This window comes from Pseudomonas sp. R3-41 (genome assembly GCF_054161485.1).
Genome location: NZ_CP096421.1, coordinates 1,511,580 through 1,524,125 on the forward strand (window position 1 = coordinate 1,511,580; position 12,546 = coordinate 1,524,125).

Annotated in this window: 9 protein-coding genes; 5 read left to right on the top strand and 4 right to left on the bottom strand. The window is 62.9% G+C overall.

The window, feature by feature from the left end:
- Positions 1–297 precede the first annotated feature (297 nt).
- Complete coding sequence (locus M1D99_RS06795; protein ID WP_458131567.1) at positions 298–1,788, top strand: helicase HerA-like domain-containing protein; 1,491 nt, start codon at positions 298–300, stop codon at positions 1,786–1,788.
- 467 nt (positions 1,789–2,255) lie between these two features.
- Here the strand turns inward: M1D99_RS06795 and M1D99_RS06800 are convergent, their stop codons facing one another.
- A complete protein-coding gene (locus M1D99_RS06800; protein WP_053124648.1) occupies positions 2,256–2,711 on the bottom strand; it encodes a DUF721 domain-containing protein in 456 nt (151 codons plus the stop codon).
- A gap of 307 nt (positions 2,712–3,018) precedes the next feature.
- Here M1D99_RS06800 and secA point away from each other — a divergent pair, with 307 nt between their 5' ends.
- The 4 genes from secA to M1D99_RS06820 all read left to right on the top strand — a co-directional run bounded on the left by secA (position 3,019) and on the right by M1D99_RS06820 (position 8,816).
- Complete coding sequence (secA, locus tag M1D99_RS06805; protein WP_186706369.1) at positions 3,019–5,754, top strand: preprotein translocase subunit SecA; 2,736 nt, start codon at positions 3,019–3,021, stop codon at positions 5,752–5,754.
- Between the two features lie 119 nt (positions 5,755–5,873).
- Positions 5,874–7,091 (top strand): bifunctional glutamate N-acetyltransferase/amino-acid acetyltransferase ArgJ, encoded by a 1,218-nt coding sequence (argJ, locus tag M1D99_RS06810; protein ID WP_186706368.1) that lies wholly within the window; start codon positions 5,874–5,876, stop codon positions 7,089–7,091.
- A 151-nt stretch (positions 7,092–7,242) separates the two neighbouring features.
- Positions 7,243–7,875: a glutathione S-transferase family protein gene (locus tag M1D99_RS06815; RefSeq protein ID WP_434574505.1), complete on the top strand. Its 633-nt coding sequence runs from the start codon at positions 7,243–7,245 to the stop codon at positions 7,873–7,875.
- Positions 7,872–8,816 (top strand): Nudix family hydrolase, encoded by a 945-nt coding sequence (locus M1D99_RS06820; RefSeq protein ID WP_186706366.1) that lies wholly within the window; start codon positions 7,872–7,874, stop codon positions 8,814–8,816. The genes M1D99_RS06815 and M1D99_RS06820 overlap by 4 nt, the downstream gene beginning before the upstream one ends.
- Positions 8,817–8,961: 145 nt before the next feature.
- Here the strand turns inward: M1D99_RS06820 and M1D99_RS06825 are convergent, their stop codons facing one another.
- Genes M1D99_RS06825 through M1D99_RS06835 form a run of 3 tightly spaced genes read right to left on the bottom strand, consistent with a single transcriptional unit; the run spans position 8,962 to position 12,545 of the window.
- The gene (locus tag M1D99_RS06825) at positions 8,962–9,543 is read right to left on the bottom strand and encodes a cob(I)yrinic acid a,c-diamide adenosyltransferase (RefSeq protein ID WP_458131568.1); all 582 of its coding nucleotides are present in this window, start codon (positions 9,541–9,543) and stop codon (positions 8,962–8,964) included.
- Between the two features lie 2 nt (positions 9,544–9,545).
- The gene (locus M1D99_RS06830) at positions 9,546–11,582 is read right to left on the bottom strand and encodes a sensor histidine kinase (RefSeq protein WP_434574507.1); all 2,037 of its coding nucleotides are present in this window, start codon (positions 11,580–11,582) and stop codon (positions 9,546–9,548) included.
- A gap of 45 nt (positions 11,583–11,627) precedes the next feature.
- Positions 11,628–12,545: a putative 2-dehydropantoate 2-reductase gene (locus M1D99_RS06835; protein WP_434574508.1), complete on the bottom strand. Its 918-nt coding sequence runs from the start codon at positions 12,543–12,545 to the stop codon at positions 11,628–11,630.
- Position 12,546 lies beyond the last annotated feature (1 nt).

Below are 12,546 nucleotides of genomic sequence, written 5' to 3' on the forward strand. Positions count from 1 at the left end.
CTCCTGTGTTGACCTTTAGTAAGAATAGATGTTCGGTTGGGGTTGTGGTGACGTAGCGGTCATGCAAATGAATATGTGGCGAGGGAGCTTGCTCCCGCTGGACCGGGCTGGCGCTCCAGTGCGAAGCGCTCCCAAGATTTTGGGGCCGCTGCGCAGCCCAGCGGGAGCAAGCTCCCTCGCCACATGAGTGCGGTCAAATGTGGTTTTTATTTCCAGCGCCAGGGCCTTAATGCCCCAGGCATGCTTTTATATAAGCGTGCAAAATGGCGTCATATCGCAAACACCACGGGTGACCACATGCCTGACTCATCGCAACTCGTTATCGGCGCCGACCTCAGCGGCCAGCCCATCGGCCAGGCCATGCGCCTGGCGAACCGCCATGGCCTGGTGGCGGGCGCCACCGGTACCGGCAAGACCGTCACCTTGCAGCGCCTCGCGGAAATGTTCAGCGATGCCGGCGTGGCGGTGTTCGCGGCGGACATCAAGGGCGACCTGTGCGGCCTCGGCGCGGCGGGCACCCCCCAGGGCAAGATCGCCGAGCGTATCGCGGGCATGCCCTGGCTCGATCACAAACCCCAGGCTTATCCGGTGACCTTGTGGGATATCCACGGCCAGTCCGGTCATCCGCTGCGCACCACCTTGAGTGAAATGGGCCCGTTGTTGATCGGCAGCCTGTTGGAACTGACGGACAGCCAGCAATCGGCGCTCTATGCCGCGTTCAAGGTTGCCGATCGCGAGGGCCTGTTGCTGCTGGACCTCAAGGACCTGAAGGCGCTGCTCAATCACCTCAAGGACAATCCCGAGTTGCTGGGGGACGACGCGGCGCTGATGACCACCGGTTCCAGCCAGGCGCTGCTGCGGCGCTTGTCCACCTTGGAGCAGCAGGGCGCGGACGCGTTGTTCGGCGAGCCGGCCTTGCAGCTCGAAGACATCCTGCAACCGGCCAGCGATGGCCGCGGCCGCATCCACTTGCTCGATGCCAGCCGCCTGGTCCACGAAGCGCCAAAGGTCTACGCGACGTTCCTGCTGTGGCTGCTGGCCGAGCTGTTCGAGCAATTGCCCGAGCGCGGCGATGCGGACAAGCCGCTGCTGGCGCTGTTCTTCGACGAGGCGCACTTGCTTTTTGCCGGTACGCCCAAGGCGTTGCAGGAGCGCCTGGAGCAAGTGGTGCGGCTGATCCGCTCCAAGGGCGTGGGGGTGTATTTTGTGACCCAGTCGCCCGGCGACTTGCCGGACGACGTGCTGGCGCAATTGGGGTTGCGCATCCAGCACGGGTTGCGAGCCTTCACGGCCAAGGAACAGAAATCCCTGCGGGCGGTGGCCGACGGTTTCCGGCCCAACCCGCAGTTCGATGCCTTGGCGGTGTTGACCGAACTGGGCATCGGTGAAGCCCTGGTGGGCACCTTGCAGGAAAAAGGCACGCCGGAAATGGTCCAGCGCGTGCTGGTGGCGCCGCCGCAATCGCGGATCGGGCCATTGAGCGAGGCCGAGCGCGCCGGGCTGATCGCCAGTTCAGCGTTGCAAGGGCGCTACGACAAGCCGATTGATCGCGAGTCGGCCTATGAGGTGCTGATGGGGCGCAAGGGGCTGGAACCCCAGGCCGAAGCGGTACCGAGCAAGCCGGCGGCTGAAGCGCCCAGCTTCACCGAACAAGCCGGCGAGTTCCTCGGCACGGCGGCTGGCCAGGCACTTAAATCGGCGATGCGCCAGGCGGCCAATCAATTGGGCCGGCAGTTGGTACGTGGGTTGATGGGGTCGTTGCTGGGGGGCAGCAAGCGCCGCCGGTAGTCGGGACCGAGTCGCCGCCCTTCGCGAGCAAGCCCGCTCCCACAGTGGAGCGATGTCGTACGCAAAATGTGCGTCCGCTGAAGAACCCTGTGGGAGCGGGCTTGCTCGCGAAGGCGGTCTGGCAGGCGAAAAATAGGCTGGCTGACCTGCTGCTATCGCGAGCAGGCTCGCTCCCACCGTGGATCGATGTCGTACGCAAAAATGTGCGTCCGCTGAAGATCCCTGTGGGAGCGGGCTTGCTCGCGAAGGCGATCTGGCAGGCGAAAAATAGGCTGACTGACCTGCTGCTATCGCGAGCAGGCTCGCTCCCACAGTGGAGCATGTCGTACGCAAAATGTGCGTCCGCTGAAGAACCCTGTGGGAGCGGGCTTGCTCGCGAAGGCGGTCTGGCAGGCAAAAAATAGGCTGGCTGACCTGCTGCTATCGCGAGCCTGCTCGCGATAGCTATCTAACAACCGCCGAAAATCTCAATCCTTGGGCCTGGCATGGGCCGCCAACCGTTCCAGCGCCGCCCGCAGGTTGGGATCGCTGATGCCGTCCGCCGTGGCCTGGATGGTCGCGGCGGCGTCGGTGGACAAGTCCAGCGTATGCCCCTTGGCGCCGACCTGGACAGTAGGCGGTTGGACCTTGAACAGGATCCGCGTCAGGTTGGCGAATTCTTCGAACGCCTGGAGTTGGCGCAGCAAGCGTTTTTGCTGGTAGCGCAGGCGCGTGGCCCAGTGGCCGTCGGTGACAATCAGCAACAAGCTGCCTTCGCGCCACGACGCTACGTGGCAATGTTCGCGCGCGGCCGGTTGCAACTGGCTGTCCAGCAGGCGCTGCAGGTGGCCCAGGCGCCGGGCGTGGCCGAAGATGGCTTTCAGCGGCTTGGCTTCGCGCAGCAGAACGGCGGGTGCCTTGGCTGGAAGAGGGCGAAAGGCCATGAATGAATACCGCAAATGACAGAGGCGCCATGGTAGCAGAAAGCGCCGGATGCGCCTCGACCCTCTCGCCCAGCGGCTTTTAGCTGCACAATCAATGAGTAACTTCTGCGCCTTGCGGGTTGAAGTTCGCGCAAAAGCCCTTATTTTAGTGTGGCCCCGTCACAGCGCTGTGCCAGCATCGTGGAATAACGCCACTTTCCTCTCCATCGTTTCCGGGTAGAATGCTCGTTCGCATGCGGCCATGAGGGCTGCACGGGCGACTCATGGGGCCGCCCTCCATCCCTTTAGTGTGGAAGATCCTGCCGATATGTTTGCGCCTTTGTTAAAGAAACTTTTTGGAAGCAAGAACGAGCGTGAAGTCAAGCGCATGCTCAAGACGGTACAGACTGTCAATGCCTTCGAAGAGCAAATGGTGGCCCTTTCGGACGATCAGTTACGCGCCAAGACTGCCGAATTCAAGGACCGCATCGCCAAAGGGGAAACCCTTGACCAGCTCCTGCCCGAAGCCTTTGCGGTCGCCCGTGAAGCCGGCAAGCGGGTCATGGGCATGCGCCACTTCGACGTTCAGTTGATCGGCGGCATGACCTTGCACGAAGGCAAGATCGCTGAAATGCGTACCGGTGAGGGCAAGACCCTCGTGGCGACCCTGGGCGTCTACCTCAATGCCTTGTCCGGCAAGGGCGTGCACGTGGTGACGGTCAACGACTACCTGGCCCGCCGCGACGCCAACTGGATGCGCCCGCTCTACGAATTCCTCGGCCTGACCGTCGGCGTCGTCACGCCGTTCCAGCCGCCGGAAGAGAAGCGCGCCGCCTATGCCGCCGACATCACCTACGGCACCAACAACGAATTCGGGTTCGACTACCTGCGCGACAACATGGCGTTCAGCATGGAAGAGAAATTCCAGCGTGAACTCAACTTTGCCGTGATCGACGAAGTCGACTCCATCCTCATCGACGAAGCCCGTACCCCACTGATCATTTCCGGTCAGGCCGAGGACAGCTCCAAGCTGTACATCGAGATCAACAAACTGATCCCGCAGCTCAAGCTGCACGTCGAGGAAGTCGAAGGCGAAGTGACCCAGGCCGGGCACTACACCGTTGACGAGAAGACCCGCCAGGTCGAACTCAACGAGGCCGGTCACCAGTTCATCGAGGAAATGCTCACCCGCGTCGGCTTGCTGGCTGAGGGCGAGAGCTTGTACTCGGCCCATAACCTGGGCCTGCTGACCCACGTCTATGCCGGCCTGCGTGCCCACAAGCTGTTCCATCGCAACGTCGAATACATCGTGCAGGACGGCCAGGTCGTGCTGGTGGACGAGCACACCGGCCGTACCATGCCGGGCCGTCGCCTGTCCGAGGGCCTGCACCAGGCCATCGAAGCCAAGGAAGGCCTGAACATCCAGGCCGAGAGCCAGACCTTGGCCTCGACCACCTTCCAGAACTACTTCCGCCTGTACAACAAGCTGTCCGGCATGACCGGTACCGCGGACACCGAAGCGTTCGAATTCCACCAGATCTATGGCCTGCAAGTGGTGGTGATTCCGCCGAACAAGCCGCTGGCTCGTAAAGACTACAACGACCTGGTGTTCCTGACCGCCGAAGAGAAGTACGCGGCGATCATCAACGACATCAAGGAAGGCATGGCCCAGGGCCGTCCGATCCTGGTGGGTACCGCCACCATCGAGACCTCCGAGCACATGTCCGCCTTGCTCAACAAGGAAGGCATCGAGCACAAGGTCCTCAACGCCAAGTTCCACGAGAAGGAAGCCGAGATCATCGCCCAGGCCGGTCGCCCGGGTGCGCTGACCATCGCCACCAACATGGCCGGTCGTGGTACCGACATCCTGTTGGGCGGCAACTGGGAAGTGGAAGTCGCCAGCCTGGAAAACCCGACGCCCGAGCAGATCGCGCAGATCAAGGCCGACTGGCAGAAGCGTCACCAGCAGGTGCTCGAATCCGGCGGTTTGCAAGTGATCGCGTCCGAGCGTCACGAATCCCGTCGTATCGACAACCAGCTGCGTGGCCGTGCCGGTCGCCAGGGCGACGCCGGTTCCAGCCGTTTCTACCTGTCCCTGGAAGACAGCCTGATGCGCATCTTCGCCTCTGACCGGGTGAAGAACTTCATGAAGGCCCTGGGCATGCAGCCAGGCGAGGCGATCGAGCACCGCATGGTGACCAACGCCATCGAAAAGGCCCAGCGCAAGGTCGAAGGCCGCAACTTCGATATCCGCAAGCAATTGCTCGAGTTCGACGACGTCAACAACGAACAGCGTAAAGTGATCTATCACATGCGTAACAGTTTGTTGGCCGCCGACAACATTGGCGAAACCATCGCCGATTTCCGCCAGGACGTGCTCAACGCCACCGTCAGCGCCCACATCCCGCCGCAATCGCTGCCGGAACAGTGGGACGTCGCTGGCCTGGAAGCCGCCTTGCAGAGCGATTTCGGCGTGGCTTTGCCGATCCAGCAATGGCTCGACGAAGACGATCACCTGTACGAAGAAACCCTGCGTGAAAAACTGCTGGCCGAACTGATCGCCGCCTATAACGAGAAGGAAGACCAGGCGGGCGCCGAGGCCCTGCGTTCCTTCGAGAAGCAGATCGTGCTGCGGGTGCTGGACGACTTGTGGAAAGACCACCTGTCGACCATGGACCATCTGCGCCACGGTATCCATTTGCGTGGTTACGCCCAGAAGAACCCGAAGCAGGAGTACAAGCGCGAGTCCTACACGCTGTTCTCCGAGTTGCTCGATTCGATCAAGCGCGACTCGATCCGTGTGCTGTCCCACGTTCAGGTTCGCCGCGAAGATCCGGCCGAAGAAGAAGCTCGCCTGCGCCAGGAAGCCGAAGCCCTGGCCGCGCGCATGCAGTTCGAACACGCCGAAGCCCCTGGCCTGGAAGTGGTCGCCGAAGAGGGCGTCGATGTGGATGTCGCCCTGGCGACCGCACCGGTGCGCAACGAGCAGAAGCTGGGCCGTAACGAACTGTGCTACTGCGGTTCGGGCAAGAAATACAAGCATTGCCACGGGCAGATCCAATAATCCCGTTTCAACGCTGAACGACCCGCGCCGCGACAAGAGTCTCTTGTCGCGGCGTTTTGCCATTTGATCAGTCGTCTTGATAAGGACGATGCTGAATACATTTATTAAGGAGCGCATTCATGGCTGTTGGTCTTGGTCCGTTGCCCACGTTGCACCCGGTTGCCGGTTTTGAACTCGGTATCGCTTCGGCCGGCATCAAGCGCCCCGGGCGCAAGGACGTCGTGGTCATGCGTTGCGCCGAAGGCTCGACGGTGGCGGGCGTGTTCACCCTCAACGCCTTCTGTGCCGCGCCGGTGATCCTGGCCAAGCAACGCGTGCAAGGGCCGGTGCGTTACCTGCTGACCAACACCGGCAACGCCAACGCCGGCACCGGCGCGCCAGGCCTGGCCGCCGCCGAGCGCACCTGCGCCAAGCTGGCTGAGCTGACCGGCGTCGACGCCAGCCAGGTGTTGCCGTATTCCACCGGTGTGATCGGCGAGCCGCTACCGGTGGAGAAGATCGAAGGCGCGCTGCAAGCCGCCCTCGATGACCTGTCGGAAAACAACTGGGCCGCGGCCGCCACCGGCATCATGACCACCGACACGCTGCCCAAGGGCGCGAGCCGCCAGTTCCAGCATGACGGCGTGACCATCACCGTCACCGGCATCAGCAAGGGCGCCGGCATGATCCGCCCGAACATGGCGACCATGCTCGGCTACATCGCCACCGACGCCAAGGTCTCGCGCCAAGTGCTGCAAGACCTGATGCTCGACGGCGCCAACAAGTCGTTCAACCGCATCACCATCGACGGCGACACGTCCACCAATGACTGCTGCATGCTGATCGCCACCGGCCAGGCCAACCTGCCAGAGATCACCGAGGCCAGCGGTTCGTTGTTCGCCGCCCTGAAGCAAGCAGTGTTCGACGTGTGCATGGAAGTGGCCCAGGCCATCGTCCGTGACGGCGAAGGTGCGACCAAGTTCGTGACCGTGCAGGTCAACGGCGGTGGTAATCACCAGGAATGCCTGGATGTCGGCTACACCGTGGCGCACTCGCCGCTGATCAAGACCGCGCTGTTCGCCTCCGACCCGAACTGGGGCCGGATCCTTGCCGCCGTCGGCCGGGCCGGCGTGCCTGAGCTGGACGTGAGCAAGATCGACGTGTTCCTCGGTGAGGTCTGCATCGCCAGCCAAGGCGCTCGTGCCGCGACCTACACCGAAGCCCAGGGCGCGGCGGTGATGCAGCAGGAAGAAATCACCATCCGTATCGAGTTGGGACGGGGTGATTGCAGCGAAACGATCTGGACGACTGATTTGTCCCACGAGTACGTCAAGATCAACGCTGAGTACCGGACTTAAACCGAGTCGTCCCATTCGCGAGCAGGCTCGCTCCCACAAGGGGTTTGCCGGGTGATATAAAACCTGTCCAAACCACAATTCCCCTGTGGGAGCGAGCCTGCTCGCGAAGACGCCAGTACAGCCTCTACAAAACCACAAGAAAGGAATCCCCATGAGCCTGCACCTGATCATCGGCGACAAAGATCTCTCTTCCTGGTCCATGCGCGGCGCGCTCGCCCTGGCGCTGACCGGTGCGAAGTACACCGAAGAGTTGGTCAGGCTCGGCCAGCCGGATACCCGTGAAAAGCTGCTCAAATATTCAGCCACGGCCAAGGTCCCATTGCTCAAGACCGAATTCGGCGTGATCTCCGATTCCATGGCGATTGCCGAATACCTGGCCGAACAATTTCCCGAGGCCAATCTCTGGCCCAAGGACGTGGCTGCCCGGGCCCAGGCGCGCTCGGCCTGTGCGCAGATGCACAGCGGCTTTTTCGCCCTGCGCAACCATATGCCCATGGATCTGCTGCACGATGCGCCGCTGTCACCGATGCCATCCGACGTGCAGGCGGACATCCAGCGGATGCTGGCGTTGTGGGCCGAATGCCGTGCGGCGGCGACCGAAACCGGTCCTTACCTGTTTGGCCGCGTAAGCCTGGCCGATGCATTTTTTGCCCCGGTTGCCGTACGCTTGCGCACTTATCAAGTGGCACTGCCGGAGGTCGATGAGGCCTACGTCCAAACCCTATATCAATGGTCAGCGTTCAAGGCGTGGCAACAAGCTGGCCTGGAGGAAACTACGCGGTGAAACGAGTCCATGTGGCGGCGGCGGTGATCCGCGACGCTGCCGGCAAAATCCTCATTGCCCGACGGGCCGACACCCAACACCAGGGTGGCCTGTGGGAATTTCCTGGTGGCAAGGTCGAGGCCGATGAGTCCGTCGAGACGGCCCTGGCCCGCGAGCTTCATGAGGAACTGGGCATTGTCGTCGACGTTGCCCGGCCGTTGATCAAGGTGCGTCACGATTACCCGGACAAACAGGTGTTGCTGGACGTCTGGGAAGTTTCGGCGTTCAGTGGCGAACCCCATGGCGCCGAAGGTCAACCGTTGGCCTGGGTGACGGCCCGCGACCTGACGAATCATGAATTTCCAGCGGCCAACCAGCCGATCGTCGCGGCGGCCCGTTTGCCGGGTGAATACCTGATCACCCCGGAAGGCCTTGAGACGCCAGCCTTGCTGCGCGGCATGCAGAAGGCGATTGCCGGCGGGATCAAGTTGGTCCAGTTGCGTGCGCCTAATGGCTACGACCCGCAATACCGCGATCTGGCGGTGGATGCGGTGGGGTTGTGTGCCGGCAAGGCCCAACTGATGCTCAAGGGACCGTTCGAGTGGCTGGGGGATTTTCCTTCCGCTGGCTGGCACATTACCGCTGCGCAACTGCGCAAGCATGCCGCGGCCGGTCGACCATTCGGCAAGGACCGTTGGCTGGCGGCTTCTTGCCATAACGCCGAGGAACTGTCCCTCGCGCAGCAGATGGATGTGGACTTTGTCACCCTTTCGCCGGTGCAGCCGACCCAGACCCATCCCGATGCGCAGCCGTTGGGCTGGGCGGAGGCGGCGCGGTTGATCGAGGGCTTCAACCGGCCGGTCTATCTGTTGGGCGGGGTAGGGCCTGGCGAGCAGCAAAAAGCCTGGGAGGCCGGGGCGCAGGGTGTGGCGGGGATTCGGGCGTTTTGGCCTGAGGCTTGATGGTGTGGTGTGACTGCCGGCCTCTTCGCGAGCAAGCCCGCTCCCACAGTAGATTTCTGCCAGGTACAGAATGTGTGCCTGCCGCAGATCCCCTGTGGGAGCGGGCTTGCTCGCGAAGGCGGACTGACAGGCGATACACCTCTGATCAGCCTTCAGGCTTGGCCGCCGCCACCCAAAGCACCTCCTCCACCCCCTGCCGCCGGGCAATGACCCGCGCGGTCACGAACAGCAGATCCGACAACCGATTGATATAGGCCAGCCCCGGCCCGGCCAGCGGCTCCACCGCGTTCAATTGCTGGCAACGACGCTCGGCGCCGCGGGCCAGGGCTCGGCAGACGTGAGCTTGCGCGATCAAGGAAGAGCCGCCGGGCAGGATGAAGTTTTCCAGCGGCCCCAGTTCTTCATTCCACAGGTCAATCGCCGCTTCCAGCCGCTCGATTTCCGCCACGTTCAAGGCTTGGTACGCCGGCATCGCGAGCTCACCACCCAAGTCGAACAACCGGTGCTGACACGGCGCCAACACTGCGATGACTTCCTCCAGCGCCGGATGCCGGACGGACTCCTCGGCCAGCCCGGCGAGCAACAAGCCCAACTGGCTGTTCAGTGTGTCCACTTCGCCGATGGCCTCGACTCGTGGATGATCCTTTGCCACGCGGCGACCATCGCCCAACCCGGTTTCACCTTTGTCGCCGGTGCGGGTGTAAATCTTCGACAGGCGAAAGCCCATGCTCAGCGCTCCAGTTGTTTGTTTTCCTGTGGCACCATCGACGTGCCCGCCAGGGGCAGGCGCAGCGTGAAGCAGGTGCCTTGGCCCGGCGCCGACTGCACTTCCATCTGGCCCTTGTGGTTGTTGGTGATGATGAAATACGAGACCGACAGCCCAAGGCCGGTGCCCTGGCCGATCTCCTTGGTGGTGAAGAAGGGTTCGAAGGTGCGCTTGCGCACGTTCTCGCTCATGCCGATGCCGTTGTCCTCGACCTGGATTTCCGCCCACGGCGGATTCAACCGTGTGCGCAGGATAATGCGCCCGGGCTCGCTGTCGTCCTGGCGCTGATGAATCGCCTGGGCGGCGTTTTTCAGCAGGTTGAGCAGCACCTGTTCCAGTTCGTTGGCCGTGCCGGGCACCGGCCCCAGGTTCGGGTCGAATTGACGGATAATCGCCTGGCCCTTGAAGTCGAAGCCGATCGCCAGGTCGAAGTCGTTACCGGCGATTTCCACCGCCTGGTCGATCAGTGCGGGCAGGTCGCAAGGCGCCATTTGCCGGGTGCTGCGCCGGCTGAAACTGAGCATGTGGGTGACGATTTTCGCCGCCCGGGCGCCGGCTTGCTGGATGCCGTCGAGCAACTGCGGAATCTCGCGGCTTTCCAGGTAGCGGTTGACCACCGGCAGTTCGATGCCCAACTGCTCGGCCTGTTCGAGGTTCTTTGGCAACTCCGGTGACAGCCGCCGACGGATGTTCTGCACGTTGTGCAGGATGGCGCCCAAGGGGTTGTTGATTTCATGGGCCATGCCCGCCGCGAGGCCACCGACCGAGAGCATTTTTTCCGATTGCACCATCATTTCTTCCAGCGACAGGCGCTGGGTGATGTCATCGATGCGGATCACCACGCCACGCCCGGCGCCGCCCATCAACGGGTAGAAGGTCAGGGCGTAATGCCGGGCTTCGTCGTCCTTGGTCCAGGTGACGCGTTCGATCTTGGCCACCGTGTGTTGCTCGACGGTCTGCTTGAGTTGGGGCAGGTACGGCTTGAGCGGTTCGAAGGCGAGGAAGATCGGCTGGTTCAAGGCTTCGTCCAGGCGCGTGCCGGAGAGGGCGCTGGCTTCCTGGTTCCATTGGGTCACGTAGAGTTGTTCGTCGAGGGCGATCAGCGCCGACGGCATGGAGTCGATGATGCTGTTGAGGTAGTTCTGGAAGCCCGTGAGTTTTTTCTCGATCTTGCTGCGCACCTGGACTTCCAGCTCCAGCTTGCGATTGGTATGGCGGGTTTCTTCCGCCAGGCCCTGGGCCTGGTCGTAGGCGGCCTGTGAGTCGTCCCGCGCGCGCTTGAGTTGCTGTTCCCGGGCTTCGATCCGCGACAGCATGGTATTGAACGCCTCGGCCAGGCTGCCGATTTCATCATGGTTGCCCCGGGCGGCGCGCAGGGCATAGTTTTCCTCGCGGGTAACCTGGCGTGACAGCTCTTCGAGCTGATGGATCGGCTGGGTGATCAGGCGTTTGATCTGTTGGGCAATGACCAGCCACAGCAACACGCTGAAGATCAGGATGCCAAGGCTGGCGGTCAGGGTGCCGGTGTAGAACGCCGTGGGCAATTCGCTGCTGGCCACCAGCAACAGGTGGCCGGGCTCGGTGCCGGGACGGGGCAGGGTAATGACCTTGTTACTGCGAAACTCACCCGCTTGCCAGGCTTGTATGTTGCGGTAATGGTCCGGCAGCTTGAGCTTTTCGCCCTGTTGCAGCTGTGCCAGGCGCTCGCCCTGGCCGTCGTACAGCGCCGCCGCCCGCAGCGGTGCATAACTGTTGAGCTCGTCGAGCAGGCGTTGGGCACTTTGGGGCGATTGAAGGGCCTCGGAGATCAGGCTCGGATTGGCGATCAGCCGGCCAATGGTCTGCAGGGCCTGGGGCGCCATGCTTTCCTGGGAAATATAGTAGGCGGCGCTGATAAAGGTCAGGTTGGCCACCAGCAGGACAGTGGTCAACAACACCAACAGGGCGGCCAGCAGTTTCTGGCCGACCGGGAGGTTTTCAAGGCGCTGGCGCAATGGCATCAGACTCGTCGCTAAGAAGGAACACGAGGCCAGCGTAGCCGCTGCTCAGTCGCTGGGCAATCCGAGGTTGTCCAAGTGGACAATCAGTCGCTGGCGCAGCTGTTCCAGATGCGGCACGCTCAGCTCATGGCGTTGGGCGACCTTGCAGGCGTAACCGAGCAAATAGCTGATTTCGGTGCGCCGCCGATTGGCGACGTCCTGGTACATCGAGGAGTAGTTGGCGGCCGTGGCCTGGATCACCCGTTCGACTTCCGGCTGCAAATCCTCGGCCGCCGCGGGCTGGCCGCAACGTTCGAGCAGGTCAGTGAGCTCCGCGCACAAGGTCGCGACTTCGCAGCGGTGTTCCTGCAAGCCACCGTTCTTGCAGTGATGCAGCACGGTCAGTGGATTGATCGCACAATTGAGCGCCAACTTGCGCCAGAGTCGGGTGAGGATGTCGGCGCTCCATTCGTGGGGAATGCCGGCGGCGGTCAAGTCGTCCAGCCAGAACGGCGCGACCGGGTGCGCCGGGTCGCCCAGCCAGGTGTAGCCGTGGCCGGCGAACACCACGCGCCAGTCACCGTCGCGGAACGCGCCTTCGGTGCTGGAGGCGCTGATGCAACGGGCCTGGGGCACACAGTTGGCCACCGCGTCCTGGCTGCCGAGGCCGTTTTGTAGCAGGATCAGTTCCGATTCGGCGCCCAGGCGATGGGCCACCGAATTCACGGCTGCTTCTGCGTCGTAGGCTTTGCAGGCCAGAAGCAGGCGCTTGATGGGCGCCGGGCTGTTCGCCGTTTCGCCCGGCACCGGGTAGCACTGCGCCTGGCCTTGTTCCACCAGGGTCAGGCCGCCGGCGTTGCGGTAGGCCTGCAAGCGCGCTTCGCTGCGCAGCACCAACCGCACCGGCAACCCGGCCCGGGCCAGGCGCGCGGCCCACAACGTGCCGAGACTGCCGGCCCCGAGGACATGCCAAGTGGTCGACATC